The organism is Paracoccus stylophorae, from assembly GCF_028553765.1.
GTDB lineage: Bacteria > Pseudomonadota > Alphaproteobacteria > Rhodobacterales > Rhodobacteraceae > Paracoccus > Paracoccus stylophorae.
The window spans coordinates 3357776-3375610 of sequence record NZ_CP067134.1 but is presented as its reverse complement, the minus strand read 5'-3'; the positions used below and the strand labels follow the sequence as shown (position 1 = coordinate 3375610).

General features: G+C 64.8%; 14 protein-coding genes and 1 tRNA gene. 8 read left to right on the top strand and 7 right to left on the bottom strand.

What is annotated here, in order from left to right; genetic code table 11:
* Window positions 1–96: 96 nt before the first annotated feature.
* The 6 genes from gltB to JHW45_RS16730 all read right to left on the bottom strand — a co-directional run bounded on the left by gltB (window position 97) and on the right by JHW45_RS16730 (window position 9312).
* Window positions 97–4644, bottom strand: coding sequence for a glutamate synthase large subunit (gene gltB / locus JHW45_RS16755; protein ID WP_272858717.1), 4548 nt, complete (start codon window positions 4642–4644; stop codon window positions 97–99).
* On the bottom strand, window positions 4641–5063 hold the full coding sequence (locus JHW45_RS16750) for a GFA family protein (RefSeq protein WP_272858716.1): 423 nt from the start codon (window positions 5061–5063) through the stop codon (window positions 4641–4643). Before JHW45_RS16750 ends, gltB begins: the two co-directional genes overlap by 4 nt.
* Window positions 5060–5782, bottom strand: a complete 723-nt coding sequence (locus tag JHW45_RS16745) for a hypothetical protein (RefSeq protein ID WP_272858715.1) — start codon at window positions 5780–5782, stop codon at window positions 5060–5062. The genes JHW45_RS16750 and JHW45_RS16745 overlap by 4 nt, the downstream gene beginning before the upstream one ends.
* A 101-nt stretch (window positions 5783–5883) precedes the next feature.
* Entirely contained in the window at window positions 5884–7368 is a 1485-nt protein-coding gene (locus JHW45_RS16740; RefSeq protein ID WP_272858714.1) for an NAD(P)-dependent oxidoreductase, read from the bottom strand.
* A gap of 154 nt (window positions 7369–7522) precedes the next feature.
* The gene (locus tag JHW45_RS16735; protein ID WP_419181816.1) at window positions 7523–8326 is read right to left on the bottom strand and encodes an undecaprenyl-diphosphate phosphatase; all 804 of its coding nucleotides are present in this window, start codon (window positions 8324–8326) and stop codon (window positions 7523–7525) included.
* On the bottom strand, window positions 8326–9312 hold the full coding sequence (locus JHW45_RS16730; protein WP_272858713.1) for a complex I NDUFA9 subunit family protein: 987 nt from the start codon (window positions 9310–9312) through the stop codon (window positions 8326–8328). The genes JHW45_RS16735 and JHW45_RS16730 overlap by 1 nt, the downstream gene beginning before the upstream one ends.
* 187 nt (window positions 9313–9499) lie before the next feature.
* Here JHW45_RS16730 and JHW45_RS16725 point away from each other — a divergent pair.
* The 8 genes from JHW45_RS16725 (at window position 9500) to JHW45_RS16690 (ending at window position 16446) form a co-directional block, all read left to right on the top strand.
* Window positions 9500–9584 (top strand) — tRNA-Leu (locus tag JHW45_RS16725).
* 144 nt (window positions 9585–9728) lie between these two features.
* Window positions 9729–10343: a ribonuclease D gene (locus JHW45_RS16720; protein WP_272858712.1), complete on the top strand. Its 615-nt coding sequence runs from the start codon at window positions 9729–9731 to the stop codon at window positions 10341–10343.
* Between the two features lie 18 nt (window positions 10344–10361).
* The gene (locus JHW45_RS16715) at window positions 10362–11363 is read left to right on the top strand and encodes a KpsF/GutQ family sugar-phosphate isomerase (protein WP_419181815.1); all 1002 of its coding nucleotides are present in this window, start codon (window positions 10362–10364) and stop codon (window positions 11361–11363) included.
* 4 nt (window positions 11364–11367) lie between these two features.
* Complete coding sequence (locus JHW45_RS16710; protein WP_272858711.1) at window positions 11368–11952, top strand: hypothetical protein; 585 nt, start codon at window positions 11368–11370, stop codon at window positions 11950–11952.
* Between the two features lie 32 nt (window positions 11953–11984).
* The gene (gene lptA, locus JHW45_RS16705) at window positions 11985–12464 is read left to right on the top strand and encodes a lipopolysaccharide transport periplasmic protein LptA (protein WP_272858710.1); all 480 of its coding nucleotides are present in this window, start codon (window positions 11985–11987) and stop codon (window positions 12462–12464) included.
* Window positions 12464–13213, top strand: coding sequence for an LPS export ABC transporter ATP-binding protein (gene lptB, locus JHW45_RS16700; protein ID WP_272858709.1), 750 nt, complete (start codon window positions 12464–12466; stop codon window positions 13211–13213). The genes lptA and lptB overlap by 1 nt, the downstream gene beginning before the upstream one ends.
* A 141-nt stretch (window positions 13214–13354) precedes the next feature.
* Window positions 13355–15241, top strand: coding sequence for an acyl-CoA synthetase (locus tag JHW45_RS16695; protein WP_272858708.1), 1887 nt, complete (start codon window positions 13355–13357; stop codon window positions 15239–15241).
* Between the two features lie 62 nt (window positions 15242–15303).
* A complete protein-coding gene (locus JHW45_RS16690; RefSeq protein ID WP_272858707.1) occupies window positions 15304–16446 on the top strand; it encodes a glycosyltransferase family 61 protein in 1143 nt (380 codons plus the stop codon).
* Between the two features lie 11 nt (window positions 16447–16457).
* On the opposite strand, the gene JHW45_RS16685 is transcribed toward JHW45_RS16690, so the two are convergent.
* Window positions 16458–17795 (bottom strand): glycosyltransferase 61 family protein, encoded by a 1338-nt coding sequence (locus tag JHW45_RS16685; protein ID WP_272858706.1) that lies wholly within the window; start codon window positions 17793–17795, stop codon window positions 16458–16460.
* Between the last annotated feature and the right edge of the window lie 40 nt (window positions 17796–17835).

Below are 17835 nucleotides of genomic sequence, written 5' to 3'. Positions count from 1 at the left end.
CCGGGTCGCGCTGGCGCAAGGACCGGCATGACGGCCAGACGAACAGGGGGCGCGATCCGGCCGGACCGCGCCCCCGTGTCATCAGGCCCGTTACGCCTATTCGGCCGGCATCGCCGCCGGCGCCTCGACCGCCGCGATGGGATAGGGCAGATGCGGCAGCATCTCCTTGGGGCAGATTTGCAGGAAATTGCCCTTTTCGGTGTCCCAGTCCTGAAGGATCGCATCGGCCTTGCGCGACATGGTCTCCTTGGCGTGGCGTTCGATCAGTTCCTTCAACTGCGCCTCCCAATGGTCCTGCGTGACCGGGCACATCACCAGCGTCTCGGCGTTGATGTAATCGCGCGCCACCCCGTCGGGGTCGTAAAGATAGGCCATGCCGCCGGTCATGCCGGCCCCGAAATTGGTGCCGATCCGGCCCAGGATCACCGCCACCCCGCCGGTCATGTATTCGCAGCCATTGGTGCCGCAGCCCTCGATCACGACCTTCGCGCCCGAATTGCGGACCGCGAAACGCTCTCCGGCGCGGCCGGCGGCGAATAGATGGCCTGCCGTCGCGCCGTAAAGGACGGTGTTGCCGATGATGGTGTTGTCCTCGGCCACCAGCTTGCTGACCATGGGCGGGCGCACCACGATGGTGCCGCCCGACAGACCCTTGCCGACATAGTCGTTGGCATCGCCCGACACTTCCAGCTTCAGGCCCGGCGCGGCGAACGCGCCAAGGGACTGACCGGCGCTGCCGGTCAGGCGGACGGTCAGGTGGTCGGGTTGCAGATTGTTCCGCATCCCGAATTTCTGCACGATCATGCTGGAGGTGCGCGTGCCCACCGTGCGCTGCGTGTTGCGCACCGCATAGGACAGCTGCATCTTCTCGCCCTCCTCGAAGAAGCGGGCGGCGTCCTTGACGATTTCGGCGTCCAGCGTGTCCATGACCGCGTTGCGCGGCCGCGAACGGTCATAGACGATCTTTTCCGCCCCATCGACGGTGATCAGCAGCGGGTTCAGGTCCAGATCGTCCAGATTGGCCGCCCCCCGGCTGACCTGCGTCAGCAGATCGGCGCGTCCGATCACCTCGTCCAGGCTGCGCGCGCCGATCCCGGCCAGGATCTCGCGCACCTCCTGGGCATAGAAGGTGATCAGGTTCACCACCTTGTCGGCGCTGCCGGTGAACATCGCGCGCAGCTTTTCGTCCTGCGTGCAGACGCCGACCGGGCAGGTGTTGGATTGGCACTGGCGGACCATGATGCAGCCCATCGCGATCAGCGCGGCGGTGCCGATGCCGTATTCCTCGGCCCCCATCATCGCGGCCATGACGATGTCGCGCCCGGTGCGCAGCCCGCCATCGGTGCGCAGGGTGACGCGGTCGCGCAGCCGGTTCATGGCCAGAACCTGATGCGCCTCGGTCAGACCCATCTCCCACGGCAGGCCGGCGAACTTGATTGACGTGGCGGGGGACGCGCCGGTGCCGCCGTTATGGCCCGAGATCAGGATCACGTCGGCCTTGGCCTTGGCGACGCCCGCCGCGATCGTGCCCACGCCCGACATCGCCACCAGCTTGACGGTGATTTTGGCGCGCGGGTTGATCTGCTTCAGGTCATAGATCAGCTGCGCCAGATCCTCGATGCTGTAGATGTCGTGATGCGGCGGCGGGCTGATCAGCGTGACCCCCGGCGTCGAATGGCGCAGCCGCGCGATCAGCTTGGTCACTTTCATGCCGGGCAACTGCCCGCCCTCGCCGGGCTTGGCGCCCTGCGCCACCTTGATTTCCAGCTCCTCGCAGGCGTTCAGATATTCCGCCGTCACGCCGAACCGGCCGCTGGCGACCTGCTTGATCTTGGCCGAGGGGTTGTCGCCGTTGGGCAGGGGCGCGTGATGCGCGGGGTCCTCGCCGCCCTCGCCCGAATCGGATTTCGCGCCGATCCTGTTCATCGCGATGTTCAGCGTCATGTGCGCCTCGGGCGACAGCGCGCCAAGCGACATGCCCGGCGTCACGAACCGCTTGCGGATCGAGGTGATGCTTTCCACCTCCTCGATCGGCACCGGCTTGCCAAGCGGCTTGATGTCCAGCAGATCGCGGATATGGATCGGCGGGTTGGCCCGCATCGTGGCGCTGAACTGTTTCCAGACGTCATAGCTGGCCTTCTCGCAGGCCACCTGCAACAGCTTCATCGTGTTGGCTTCCCAGGCGTGTTTCTCGCCCGACCGGCGCAGCTTGTAGAAGCCGCCCACCGGCAGCAGATCGACATTGTCCGCCGCAAAGGCGGTGCGGTGCAGCGCCTCCAGCTTGGCCTGCAACCCGTGCAGGCCCATGCCGCTGATCCGGCTTTGCATGCCGGGGAAATACTCGGCAACCATCGCACGCGACAGCCCCACCGCCTCGAAGTTCAGCCCGCCGCGATAGGACGACAGGACCGAAATCCCCATCTTCGCCATGATCTTCAGCAGCCCCGCATCGATCGCCTCGCGATAGCGGTTCATCGCGTCGAACAGATTGCCCGCCAGCAATCCGCGCGAGATCCGGTCGGCGATGGAATCCTGCGCCAGATAGGGGTTCACCGTCGTCGCGCCCGACCCGATCAGCACCGCGACATAATGCGGGTCGATGCATTCCGCCGACCGCACATTGACCGAACAGAAGGTCCGCAGCCCCTTGCGCGTCAGCCAGGAATGAACCGCGCTGGTGGCCAGGATCATCGGCATGGCGATGCGGTCGGCGTCCTGACGCTCGTCGCTCAGCACCAGATGGCCGTGTCCCGACCGCACCGCGTCCTCGGCCTCGGCCCGGATCCGCGCCAGCCCCTCGGCCAGCGCGTCCTGCCCGGCCCCCGCGGGGAAGGTGCAGTCGATATGGGCCACGTTCTCGGCGAACATGCGGCACATCTCGGCCAGTTCGGAATTGGTCACGAACGGGCTTTCCAGCACCAGGATCTCGGTCTGGCTGCTGCTTTCGTCCAGCACGTTCTTGAGGTTGCCGAACCGGGTCTTCAGGCTCATCACCCGCGTCTCGCGCAGCGAATCGATGGGCGGGTTCGTGACCTGCGAAAAGTTCTGGCGAAAGAAATGGCTCAGCGGGCGATAGCGGTTCGACAGCACCGCGGGCGGCGTGTCGTCGCCCATCGAGGCGATGGCCTCCTTGCCGTCCTCGACCATGGGCGACAGCACCGTCTCCATCTCCTCGATGGTAAAGCCGGCGGCGACCTGCCGGCGGCGCAGCGCCTCGCCCGTGAACGCCGCATCCTCGGGCAGTTCGCGCATGATCAGGCTCAGATCGACGACCTTCTCGATCCATTCGCCGAATGGCTGGCTGGCGGCCAGCCGGTCCTTGATCTCGGCGTCGCGGTAAAGCCGGCCGTCCCACATGTCGACGGCGATCATCTGGCCCGGCCCCAACGCGCCCTTTTCGCGGATCTGGGCCTCGTCGATGGGCACCATCCCGACCTCGGACCCGGCAAACAGCAGATTGTCGCCCGTCACCACATAGCGCATCGGCCGCAGCCCGTTGCGGTCCAGCCCGCCGCAGACCCACCGCCCGTCGGTCATGGCCAGCGCGGCCGGCCCGTCCCACGGCTCCATCACCGCGTTGCAATAGGCATACATGTCCGCCCACGCCTTCGGCATGTCGGTCGTGGCCTTGGACCAGCTTTCGGGCACCAGCATCGTCTTGGTCATCGGCGCGGACCGCCCCGACCGCACCATCACCTCGAAGACGGCATCCAGCGCCGCGCTGTCGGACGACCCGGCCGGCACGATCGGCTTGATATCCTCGGCCCCCTCGCCAAAGGCATTGCTGGCCATCCGGATCTCGTGGCTGCGCAGCCAGTTCAGATTGCCCTTCAGCGTGTTGATCTCGCCGTTATGGGCCAGCATCCGGAACGGCTGGGCCAGCCACCATTGCGGGAACGTGTTGGTGGAATAACGCTGGTGATAGATGGCGAAGGCGCTTTCGAACCGCTCGTCCTTCAGGTCGGGATAGAACTCGGCCACCTGTTCGGCCAGCATCATCCCCTTGTAGATGATCGACCGGCAGGACAGCGAACAGAAATACAGCTGCGTGACCTGCGCGGCGATGGCTGCCTTCTCGATCCGGCGGCGGATGATATACAGCTCGCGCTCGAACCGGACATGGTCGATGTCCTTTTCGCAGCGGATCAGGATCTGCTCGATCTCGGGGCGGGTGGCGTTGGCTTTTTCGCCCAGAACGGCGGTGTTCACCGGCACGTGCCGCCAGCCATAGATATAATGGCCCATCCGCAGAACCTCGGATTCCACGATGGTCCGGCAGGTTTCCTGCTGGGCAAAGTTCGTGCGCGGCAGAAAGACCTGCCCCACCGCGATCAGCTTGTCGCGGTCGGGCTCGTGCCCGGTGCGGCGGATCTTGTCATGGAAGAACGGCACCGGGATCTGCACATGGATGCCCGCCCCGTCGCCGGTCTTGCCGTCCGCATCGACCGCGCCGCGATGCCAGATCGCCTTCAGCGCGTCGATGCCGTTCTGCACCACCTGCCGGCGCGGCGTGCCGTCCAGATCGACGACAAAGCCCACCCCGCAGGACGAATGTTCGTCATCGGCCCGATACAGGCTGTTGCGGTCCATCCAGTCGCGGCGGGCCTGTTCCTCGGCGTGCCATTCGGGCGAAAACGTGGTCATCGGTCGGTCTCCACATGCTTGTGGTGGGATTCGTATTCGGCGCGGCTGATCCGGGGATGATCGCCTGCAAGCCGGGCAAAACGCTGCGCGCAATCCGCATAGACTTCGCGGATCAGCGGAAAGCGGCCTGCTGCCTCGAACAGGCCCGGCGACAATTCATAATCTCCGTCATCGTCACGCAGCCACAGATTCGTGCCGCAGCGCGGGCAGAAGGCGCGTTCGGCGAAATCGGTGGCGCGGAACCGCCGCACCTCGCCGCGGACCGTCACCGCCTCGGCGGGCGCGTCGAACCCGGCCATCAGACCGCCGCCCGCGCAGCGGCACAGCCGGCAATGACAGGCGCTGATCTCGGGCGTCCAGTCGCTCAGCGTGATGGACACATCGCCGCACAGGCAGCGACCTTCCAGCGTGGCGCTCATGCGCCCGACCCCGGAATCTGCAAGCCGGTTATCAGCTGATCGCAGTCGAATTGCGGGGTGGTTTCGCCAAAGCCGGTCTCGCCCGGAAAGCTGAACAGCACCGGGCTGTCATTGGTGTTGCGGGTCTCGCCGGTCCAGTCGCTTTGCCGTTCGATCCCGCCGTAAAAGCGGCGCATGGCGCGGCTGATGAATTGCTGCCCCTCGCGGGTGATCAGCACCTCGCCCTCGGAATCATAGGTAACCAGTTCGAACCGGGTCTTTTCCAGTTCGACCCCGTCGATGCGCACCGTCTCGCCGGTCAGCTCGTCATGGCCGACATGGCGCAGCCGCTCGCCCGTGTTCGACAGGGTCCAGAAATCGAAATCGTCGCGCCCGGTGTCCAGCAGCGTGGAAAAGCTGGCATGGTCCCTGGCCTCCTCGACCAGTCGATCCTGCAAGCCGGTCTGCGGATCGGCGCTTTCGATCCAGCGCGTCTCGTCGTCGATCCGCGACAGATGCGACAGCCCGTCCTGGCCAAAGATCGCGCTGCGCTGATGGCCCTCGGGATCGGCGGTGCAGCGGTAATACTGGCTGACCGAACAGCCGCGATTCTGCACCGTCACCTCCAGCGTGCAGCCCTGCGGCGGGGTGAAGGTGGCGGCGCGGCCGGGCAGCGGAACCACGGCCAGCGCGGCGGCCAGCAGACCGGCTGCCGCCAGAAGGGGCAGGGATGCTGACATATATCCGCGCGACGGGCTGCGGCGCGCAACGGCCACCGTGCGTTGTCGGTGTACGGTCTGTGTCTGTGCCGTGTCAGGTCTGTGCATCGTCGGTGCGCCCCTCATTCTGCGGCCACGCGGGCCTCGCCGGTCAGGAAGCCGGCAATCGATTCGGCGGCCTCGCGCCCGTCGCGGATCGCCCAGACCACCAGGCTGGCGCCGCGCACGATATCGCCCACCGCATAGACGCCCTGGATCGAGGTCTGGTGGGTCTGGAAATTCGCCTTGATCGTGCCCCACCACGTGACCTCCAGCCCGTCCACGCCCCACAGCGTCGGCAGATCCTCGGGCTCGAATCCCAGGGCCTTGATGACCAGTTCGGCAGGCTCGTCGTAATCGGCGCCCTGGATCGGTTCGGGGCTTTGCCGTCCGCTGACATCGGGCGCGCCCAGACGCATCTTCTGCACGCGCACACCGGCAATCTGGCCGATGCCGTCCACATCGCGTTCCTGCGCCTCGGCGGCGATGCCGGTGACGTGGCCGGCAAACGCGCCGGGTGCGGAAAGCCACACGAATTCAACGCCTTCTTCCTCGGCGTTCTGCACCTCTCGCTGCGATCCGGGCATGTTGGCGCGGTCGCGGCGATACAGGCACTTGACTGATTGCGCCCCCTGCCGGATGGCGGTGCGCACGCAATCCATCGCCGTGTCGCCGCCGCCGATCACCACCACGCGCTTGCCCCGCGCGTTCAGCTCGCCATCGTCGAAATCGGGCACGTCGTCGCCGAAATCCACCTTGTTGCTGGCGGTCAGATAGTCGATGGCGCGGACCACGCCGCCGGCCTCGGCATTGTCCAGATCCAGATCGCGGGTCTTGTAGACGCCGGTGGCGATCAGCACCGCGTCGTGCCGCCCCCGGATCGCGTCGAAGCTGATATCCTCGCCGACATTGCAGTTCAGGACGAACTCGACCCCGCCATCCTCCAGCAGGCGGTTGCGGCGCATGACCACGTCCTTTTCCAGCTTGAAACCCGGGATTCCATAGGTCATCAGCCCGCCCGCGCGGTCGTAGCGGTCGTAGATCGTCACCTGAAACCCCATCCGGCGCAGCGAATCCGCCGCCGCCAGACCGCCGGGGCCGGCGCCGATGATGCCGACGCTTTCGGCGCGTTCCTGCACCGGGGCCGGACCCTTGACCCAGCCTTCCTGCCACGCCGAATCGGTGATGTATTTCTCGATCGCGCCGATGGTGACGGTGCCGTGACCGGCCTGTTCGATGACGCAATTGCCTTCGCACAGACGGTCCTGCGGGCAGATCCGGCCGCAGATCTCGGGGAAGGTGTTGGTCGCCTGGCTGACCTCGTATGCCTCCTTCAGGCGGCCCTCGGCAGTCAGGCGCAGCCAGTCGGGAATGTTGTTGTGCAGCGGGCAATGGCTTTGGCAATAGGGCACGCCGCACTGGCTGCACCGCCCTGCCTGCTCGGCCGCCTTCTGCGCGGCATATTCGCGATAGATCTCGTGAAAGTCGTCGCTGCGCTCGGCCGCGCCACGCTTTTGCGGCATCTCGCGCGGCGTGGAAACGAATGTCAGCATCTTCTGCGTGGCCATGGCTGCGCGACCCTTCCGACTGTCAAAAACCTCTTCCACCCCGATAAACCAAGGCGAAAACGATGAAAAGGCAGCAAGACTGACCTAACCGGCAGATTTATGGCGGCGATCGCATAAAATCTGCTGAGGGACGGCCCAGATACGTCAGTATCACTTACATACCTGCCGTCAAAGCCAGCAAAACAAGGGTTCCGACGACGATGCGCCACCAGGCGAAAAGGCTGTATCCGTTCTGCGAGACATAGCCGAGCAGCCAGCGCACCACCAGAACGGCCGTCACGAAGGCGCAGGCAAAGCCGATCATGATGTTGTCCAGCGCCGCCGCGTCCAGAACGTCGCGGTTCTGGTAAAGATCATAGACGAACGCGCCCAGCATGGTGGGCATCGACAGGAAGAACGAGAATTCGGCCGCCGACCTTTTGTCAGCGCCCAGCACCAGGGCACCGACGATGGTGGCGCCCGAACGCGAAACGCCGGGGATCATCGCCAGACACTGGATCACGCCGATCTTGAAGGCCATGGACAGCGGAAAATCCTCGGCCCGGAAAAGCTGCGGGTTGGTCGCCCACCGGTCCACGAACAGCAGGACGATGCCGCCCAGAATCAGCATGACGGCGATCAGCACCGGGGTTTCGAACAGCACCGTCTTGATGACGTCATGCGCCAGAACGCCGATTACGACGGCCGGCAGAAACGCCAGCAGGATCGCCGCGACAAAGCGGCGCGAGGTCGGATCATGCGGGGCCGACGACAGGATATGCCAGATCCGTCCGGCATAGACGCCAAGGATGGCCAGCACCGCGCCAAGCTGGATCACCACCTCGAAGGCGCGGCCGGGCGAATTGAAGCCCAGGAAATGACCGGCCAGAAGGACGTGGCCGGTAGATGAGACGGGGATGAACTCGGTCAGGCCCTCGAGAAGACCCAGGACCGCGGCCACAATCGTGTTGGATTCCATCAGAAGCTGCGCAGATTCTTCGCCGAGTTCTTGATCGCGTCATATTGCCCCGAAGGGCGGAAGCGCCACAGATATTCTTCCAGCACCGCCTCGGACGCGGTGGGCCGGATGCCCAGATCGTCGAAGCCGGGGAACTTGCCGCTGACGACGTTGTCGTCCTTCAGCAGGATCAACTGGTCGCGGCCCAGAATCCGGTTGGTGAACAGGCCGAAGGTGACGAACTGCAAGAGGTCCAGAACGGTCGCGCCGATCCCGGCCAGCCAGAACGGCATGTTCAGGACAAGACGGCGGCGATGGGTGATCGTCAGGACCTGCTCCACGATCTCGCGCATGGTCATGATTTCGGGGCCGCCCAGCTCGTAGATGCCGGGTTCCGCCTCGCCGGTGGCACCCATGGCGGCGGCGGTGGCGACATCGTCCACGAAGACCGGCTGCAACCGGGTGGCGCCGCCGGAAATTGGCATGACCGGCCCCATCCGCGCCAGGCTGGCGAAGCGGTTGTAGAAATGATCGTCGGGTCCAAAGATCACCGAGGGGCGCAGCACGACGGCATCGGGGCGATGGTCCAGCACCGCCGCCTCGCCGCGCGCCTTCGAGGCGACATAGCGGCTGGCCGAATCGGGATCGACGCCGATCCCCGAGATATGGACGATGCGGGCGACGCCCATCTCTTTCGACAGCCGGGCGATGTGTTCGGCGCCGTCCTCGAACACGGACTTGAAATTGCTTTTGCCCTCGGGTCGCTCGATATTGACGCAGTTCACGACCGCGTCGGCGTCGGACATGGCCGCGCGGACCGAGAATTCGTCGCGGATATTGCACAGCACCGGCACGACCTGCCCGACCGCGCCATAGGTTCGCGTGAACAGCGCCTCGTCGGGGCGGCGCACCGCGATGCGGACCCGCCAGCCGCGCTTGGCCATGATGCGGGCCACCTGTCGGCCGACAAAGCCCGACCCGCCAAAGATCGTGACCAGTTTCGCCATGGGCTTCTCGCCTCCTTCGTGCCGCGTCTTCGGGTTCAATACCCAAGCCGGGGCGGCGCGACAAGACAAGACGCTGTTTGCGGCCCGCGCGCCGACGCCGCGCTGCCTTGGAAAGCGCAGCCGAAAATTTGCGCCGATCCCCATTGACGCCCCCAAGGAGTGGCTTTAAAGACCCCGCTCACCACCTGCCCAGGTGGCGGAACTGGTAGACGCGCACGGTTCAGGTCCGTGTGCCGCAAGGCGTGGAGGTTCGAGTCCTCTCCTGGGCACCATGAAACACCCCCGGCCGTCAGGCGCGGGGGTTTTTCTTTGGCCGGCAGGGCGCGGGCGTTCGGGCGCGAACCCGGCATGCGCGCTGGACCCGCGCTGCGGTTTCTGGTCAGAGAGAACATGACCCAGACAAGGCAGAAGCCGACATGAGCATTCATCTTTACCCCAACGACCTTCCCGACGACGTGAAACTTGGGCCTCTGGTGGCCATCGACACCGAAACGATGGGGCTGGACCCGCGTCGCGACCGGCTGTGTCTGGTGCAGATGTCGTCGGGCGACGGCGACGCGCACCTGGTCCAGATCGAACGCGGCCAGACCGAGGCGCCGAATCTGTGCCGGCTTCTGACCGACGCCAAGGTGGTCAAGCTTTTCCATTTCGGCCGTTTCGACATCGCGGCGCTGGAAAACGCGTTCGGGGTGGTGACCTCTCCGGTATGGTGCACCAAGATCGCGTCCAAGCTGGTGCGCACCTATACGGATCGGCACGGGCTGAAATATCTGCTGAGCGAGTTGGTCGGCGTCGATGTCAGCAAGCAGCAGCAGACCAGCGACTGGGGCGCCCTCGACCTGACCGACGCGCAGCTTGAATACGCGGCCTCTGACGTGCTGCACCTGCACAAGCTGAAGGACGCGCTGGAACAGCGCCTGAAACGCGAGAACAGGATGGGGCTGGCGCAGGCCTGTTTCGACTTTCTGCCCGCGCGGGCGCATCTGGACCTGCTGGGCTGGGGGGATGAAAACGACATCTTCCATCATTAGCTTGGACAGGTGCCGGGGATGTCGCGGACATTCCCGGACGGCAAGGAAAACGGGACATCGAGGAAGGCGGCCGGCGTGAACGACTATATCGAGACAGCGCGGCGGGTGATCCGCACCGAACTGAAGGGTCTGGAACTGCTGGATGCCGGTCTGGGGGCCGAGTTTCAGCAGGCGGTCGAGACGATCCTGGGCGCAAAGGGCCGGGTGATCGTGTCCGGCATGGGCAAATCCGGCCATATCGCGCGCAAGATCGCAGCCACGCTGGCCTCGACCGGAACGCCGGCGCAGTTCGTTCATCCCGCCGAGGCCAGCCACGGCGATCTGGGCATGGTCACGCGCGAGGATGTGGCGCTGGTTCTGTCGAACAGCGGCGAGACGCCGGAACTGGCCGATCTGATCGCGCATACGCGGCGTTTTCGGATACCGCTGATCGGCGTCGCCTCGCGCCCCGGATCGACCCTGCTGCGGCAATCGGATGTGGCGCTGGTGCTGCCCGCCGCCGAAGAGGCGTGCGGGCGCGGGATCGTGCCCACCACATCCACCACCATGACGCTGGCGTTGGGCGATGCGCTGGCGGTGGCGCTGATGGAGCATCGGCAGTTCACCGCCGAACATTTCCGCACCTTCCATCCCGGCGGCAAGCTGGGCGCGCTGTTGTCGACGGTCGGGGACCTGATGCATGACGACATGCCGCTGGTGTCCGAGGATACGCCGATGACCGACGCGCTGCTGGTCATCAGCCAGAAGGGCTATGGCGTGACGGGGGTGACCGGCGACCAGGGGCGGCTGACCGGCATCATCACCGACGGCGATTTGCGCCGCCACATGCAGGGGTTGCTGGAACGCACCGCGGGCGAGGTGATGACACGCGCGCCGCGGGTGATCGCGCCCGACGCGCTGGCCGAATCGGCGCTGGCCCAGATGCAGGAACGCATGATCACCTGCCTGTTCGCGGTCGAGGATCAGACCCCGCGCGGCATCCTGCATATCCACGATTGCCTGCGCGCCGGCCTGGTCTGACCCCATGGACCGCACCCGCATCGTCCGCTGGCTGCGCGTGCTTCTGCCCCTGCTGGCGCTGGCCATCCTGTCGACGATGTTCCTGTTCTCGCGCGGACCGAAGACCGAACCGCAGATTCCCTATGCCACGGTCGATGCCGAGGCGATGGCGCGAGAGCCGCGGATCGTCGCGCCGGAATACTCGGCCGTGACCGGCGACGGGGCGGAACTGACGCTGCGCGCCGCGCAGGCCGCCCCGGCGGGCGAGGGCGCGGCCGGCTCGGCCAGCGATGTGCGGCTGGACTGGCAACGCCCCGACGGGCTGCGCGCCGAACTGACCGCGCCCGCCGGCCGGGTCGAGGATGGCGTCGTCGGCTTGCGCGGCGGGGTGCGGATGGCGACCTCGTCGGGCTGGACCCTGCGCGCCCCGGCCATCGACGCCGCCACCGACCGGTCGCGCCTTGCCGCCGGCGACGGGGTCGAGGCGACCGCGCCCTTCGGCCGCATCGAGGCCGGACGGATGGAACTGGTGCCCGGACCCGGCGGCGGCGCGGACGATGCCGCGGTATTGAACTTTTCAGGCGGCGTCCGTCTGATATACCGACCCTGACAGACCGCCCGGACTTGCCGAAGGACCGTTTCATGCTGCGCTTCGTGACGACCGCCCTGTTTCTTGCCGCAGCGCCGCAGGCGATGGCGCAGAACGTCGTGTTCGGCGGCATGAAGGCCGACATCACCGCCCCGGTCGAGGTGGCCGCCGACAGCCTGTCGGTCGATCAGGGCGATGGCAGCGCGGTGTTCACCGGAAATGTCGTGATCGGGCAGGGCGAGATGCGCCTGTCGGCCGACCGCGTCAACGTGGAATACGGCGAAGGCGGCCAGAACCGCATCCGGTCGCTGCATGCCGAGGGCGGTGTGACGCTGGTGTCGGGCGCCGACGCGGCCGAGGCGCGCGAGGCCGTCTATGACGTCGAATTGGGCAATGTCACCCTGACCGGCGATGTGGTGCTGACGCAGGGGCAGAACGTGCTGACCGGCGACCGGTTGCAGGTCAATCTGGGATCGGGGACCGCGCAGGTCGACGGACGCGTGCGGTCTGTCCTGCAACCCGAAGGCAACTGATGCGCGACGCTGCCGCGACACAGGGGGACGGGCTGGTCGTCCGGGGGCTGCGGAAATCCTATCGCAAGCGGCCGGTGATCCACGACGTTTCGGTGTCGCTGTCGCGCGGCGAGGTCGTGGCGCTGCTTGGGCCGAACGGGTCGGGCAAGACCACCTGCTTTTACTGCATCGCGGGCCTTGTGCCGCCCGACGCGGGCGAGGTGCTGATCGACGGGCGCGACGCCACGAGGCTGCCGATGTTTCGCCGCGCGCGCATGGGAATCGGCTATCTGCCGCAGGAAATGTCGATCTTTCGCGGCCTGTCGGTCGAGCAGAATATCATGGCCGTCTTGGAGGTGACGCTGAGCGATCCGCGCCATCGCCGCGACCGGCTTGAGGAATTGCTGGGCGATTTCTCGATCACCCATCTGCGCGGCGCGCCGGCGCTGGCCCTGTCGGGCGGCGAACGGCGCCGGGTCGAGATCGCGCGCTGCCTGGCCTCGGCCCCCAGCTTCCTGCTGCTGGACGAACCCTTCGCGGGCGTCGATCCGATCGCCGTGGGCGAGATCCGCGAGCTTGTCCACGATCTGAAAACGCGCGGCATCGGCGTGCTGATCACCGACCACAACGTGCGCGAAACGCTTGGGATCGTCGATCGCGCCTATATCCTGCATGACGGTCATGTGCTGATGTCGGGCACCACCGACCAGATCGTGGCCGACGCGAATGTGCGCAAGGTCTATCTGGGCGAAGGTTTCCGGATGAGCTAAACGCCCGGATCGCGCGCGCCCACCGCACTGACGCCGCGTTCCGGAGGTCGCGGCCGGGCTGGACCCTTGCCCCGTTTCCCGCCTTCGTCCCATTGTGGCATGACAGGGCAGGCGTTCGGGCGCCGAAGGGAGAGAGGAAAGATGAGTCGTTTCAGCAGCTATGAAGACCGCAACCGGGTCCAGGACGAAAAACCCTATGAGGAACGCGACCTGCCGCAGACGATCTACGGTTTCCTCAGCCGCACGGCGCAGCGGTTTCCCGACCGGCCGGCGATCAGCTTTCAGCTGCTGTCGGGGCCGCGCGACCACGCCACCACGCTCAGCTGGCACGAGTTGCTGGAGCGTGTGACCGAGACAGCGAACCTGTTTCGCAGCCTGGGAATCGGGCCGCAGGACACGGTGGCCTATCTGCTGCCCAACACCATCGAGACGCCCGTGGTCCTGCTGGCGGGGGCGACGGCGGGCATCGTCAGCCCGATCAACCCGCTGCTGGACGCCGAAAGCATCGCCGGCATCCTGCGCGAGACCCGCGCCAAGGTGCTGGTCACGCTGAAGCCGTTCCCGAAAACCGATGTCGCCCAGAAGGCCGCCGCCGCCGTTTCCGCCGCGCCCGATGTCACCCATGTGATCCAGATCGACCTGAACCGCCACCTGCGCGGCCCCAAACGCCTGCTGGTGCCGCTGATGCGGCCCAAGATCCGCACCCGGCATCAGGCCGAGGTGCTGGATTTCGAGGCTGCGGCCAGCGGCCAGAAACACACCAAGCTGATGTTCGACGATCCGCAGCAGGATCGCGTCGCGGCCTATTTCCACACCGGCGGCACGACCGGCACGCCCAAGGTGGCGCAGCACAAATATTCCGGCATGATCTATAACGGCTGGCTGGGCAGCACGCTGCTGTTCGACGAAACCGACATCCTGATGTGCCCGCTGCCGATGTTTCACGTCTTTGCCGCCTATCCGGTGCTGATGTCGTGCATCGCCTCGGGCGCGCATGTGGTCATGCCGACGCCGGCCGGCTATCGCGGCGAGGGGGTGTTCGACAATTTCTGGAAGCTGATCGAACGCTGGCAGTGCACCTTCCTGATCACCGTGCCGACCGCCATCGCGGCGCTGATGCAGCGTCCGGTGGACGGCGATGTCTCGACCCTGCGGACGGCGATTTCCGGGTCGGCGCCGCTGCCGATCGAGCTGTATAACCGTTTCAAGTCGGCCACGGGGGTCGAGATTGCCGAAGGCTATGGCCTGACCGAGGCGACCTGTCTGGTCAGCTGCAACCCGGTGGACGGGCTGAAAAAGGTGGGCTCGGTCGGGATTCCGCTGCCCTACACCCATGTCCGCATCCTGAACCACGACGATTCGGGCCAGATCCACGAATGCGCCACCGACGAGATCGGAGAGATCTGCATCGCCAATCCGGGCGTCTTTCCCGGCTCGACCTATACCGAGGCCGACAAGAACCACCGCCTGTTCGCCGAGGACGTCTATCTGCGGACCGGCGATCTGGGGCGGCTGGACGCGGACGGCTATCTGTGGATCACCGGCCGCGCCAAGGACCTGATCATCCGCGGCGGCCACAATATCGACCCCGCCGTGATCGAGGATGCGCTGCTGTCCCACCCCGCCGTGGCCTTTGCCGGCGCCATCGGACAGCCCGACAGCTTTGCCGGCGAACTGCCCTGCGTCTATGTCGAACTGGTGGGCGAGGGGCGGGTGACGGTCGAGGAACTGGCCGAACACGCCAGCAGCCATATCCACGAACGCGCCGCGATCCCCAAATATATCGAGATCCTCGACGAACTGCCCAAGACCGCCATCGGCAAGATCTTCAAGCCCGACCTGCGCCGGCTGGCGATCACCCGCGTCTATGACGCCGCGCTACAGGGCACCGGCGCCCGCGTGGCCGAGGTGGTCGAGGACAAGAAACGCGGCCTGGTCGCGCGCCTGTCCCGCGAGGGCCAGGCGGACGAGGACGAGGTGGCGCGCCGCCTGGGCGAATTCACCCGGCCGTGGGAGTGGGCCGACTGACCCTTGCGACAGCGCGGCGCGCATCCTAGAAACGGCAGACAAATCCTGGACACGGAACGGTGATGCTTGATCTTGATAACGAGGCCGACGATCTGGTTCTGCTAGAGAATGGGCTGGTCGTGCCGCCCGGCCCGAAGACCAAAAGCAAGTGGCAGCCTTCCGGTGTGCTGGACAGCAACGGGCAATTCGTCGAGAACTCGATCAGCTGGTCGAGCAGCAATGATCCTGTCAATTCCGAACCGGCGCGGCCTGACGACAATTCGATTGCTCGGGTAAGCGGGACTTATATGTTCGCGGGTATCTCCTACGGACATTTCGGCCATTTCATCACGGAATCGCTGTCGCGCATCTGGGCGCTGGATGAGCTTCGCGACAAGATCGACGGATTGGTTTTTACGCCCAAGTTCCAGATGGTCGACAATATGCGTCCGTTCGACGTTTATCGGGAATTGCTGGACGGGCTGGGCGTGGATCTGCCGATCCTTTGCCCGACCGGTCCGATCCGTATTGACCGTCTGTATGTTCCCAAACAGGGTTTCGGCCTTGGCGATCTTACCGGCGGAAGCCGAAAGTTCAGAGACTATATCAACCACCATGCCGGTCGAAGCGTAACCGCCAAGGGGGGGCGCAAGATCTATATTTCACGCTCTGAGCTTCCGCGTGATCGCGGTGGCATCCTTGGAGAGGCAAAGCTTGAGGAATATCTCGCAGCGGAAGGTTACGAGATATTCCATCCGCAGAAAGCCACGAAACTTGACCAACTTGCGCAGTATAAACAGGCCGAGCGGATCATAGCGGTCGATTGCTCGCCCTTGCATCTGGTCGGTTATGTTGGAAATGCGGACCAACGGGTCGGGATCATCACCCGCCGCAGCATGGCGTTTGGCGAACAGTTCGTGAGGCAGCTGACAGAGTTCAAGGGAATGACGGCCAGTGTCATCAACGCCTTGGAAAACGACTGGCTTCCTGCAAATACGCACCGTCCAAGCCGCAGCTCATTCGGAGAAGTTCGCCTGAGCAGGATGTATGAGCAGTTCAAATCGGCGGGCCTGATAGACGGCGACACGCCCTGGGAAGACCTGACAACGGAAGAGCGGAATGCCGACCTTCACCGGCAAGAGCAGCGGCATGAGATCGGGTTCAAGCCGCTTCGTGCAGATGACAGCTTTGTTTCCAGCTTTTCAGCCGAATCGAATGCTGGATGACAACCGCGACGTCAAGCAGGCTGGCGTTCGGATAGCTGGCAGATAAGGTCAATCGCATCAGGCCCAACCGCGACACCGTAAAGACCTTCGGAGATTGCAGGTATCTGGTCGGGCGTGTCGCTGGCGACGTCCGCGTAAACCTTGCTATAGGAACAGCCGGCGACGTGAGCGTTTCCAAGAAAATCGCCCCAACGATGCAACTGGGTTTGCACTGAACCCACTTCGATGACGTGCGCATGAGGCTGGGCGAAGCACATATGCCCGAAAAACGCCCCGTGAACTGCGCCGATAACTTCCGCTGCGCTGACCGCTGCAATCTGTTCCAGCGGTGTCATGTGCTCGAAGAACATCTGCTCGAAGCCTTGACGTTTAAGCTCGCGGACCAATTCTTCCTCGCCGTGCATCGCGCGCGAATTGACGTTCTGATGGCGATTGTCGCGGCTGACCCAGATTTTCTTGGGCATTTGCGCGACGAGTTTTGGGTCCATAAGAGAATGCGCATGCTCTCGAAGCAAACGAAGCGACACGTCATAGCTGTTCTTGAAAGCAAATTTGCGACGGCGGACATGAGCGCCGATCTGCTGCCATGAAACGTCCTTGCCCGTCTCTGCCAGCGGCTCGGTCACAAGCGGATCGCCGTTGCTATAGATCATGTGGCGAAAATTGAATGGGATCAGAACGTCGTCATATCTGGCGCGACGATCCGTAAATGCGATCTTTCCAGCCAGGTCGGGAAACAGGGCGCGGATATACCGTTCGGCGAAGCCGGACGGATCATTGTTGCGACAGTGGAATGTGATGCTGTCGATCGAACGATCCCGAAAATGCACCAGTTGCGAAAGCGATTCAGTGATGAAATGATAAAAGTTGCGGCGATTGCGACATTCGACGCCGACATTCATTCCGTCGGGAAAAGGTCCCTCCTGTGGAAGGTCGATGGTCGTTTCCGCGCGCGAAGCCTCGAAGAACTCGTTGGAACGACGAAAATTTTCCATCCCCCGGTTGTTCTTCAGAAACCGCGAATAGACGCGGTCGCCTGCGGCTCCGTTCAGCAGGCACTTGCCGCCGACCTCGGCGGACCCGCCGCGGAACACGACGTTCCGGGCGCGGATGGGGACCGAGTTGATCTCGAAGATGGCGGGCGTGATCCGGGTCCAGCGCGGTTCGATGTTTTTCAGCAGAACCTGCTGGATGTTGGCGTGATCGCTGCGCGCGTATTGCCGGACCGTCGCGCCGGGCACTTTTTTCAGAATCCAGTCGGGGCGCTGTTCGACGGACAGGCCGGAATCGCGGCCGATGACGAAGAAGTAATCCTCGGGTGACGCGCGCCACCTGCTGCCTTTGCCCATCGTGCAACCTCCGTCCGGAAACCTTTTGCGCGCGGGACCG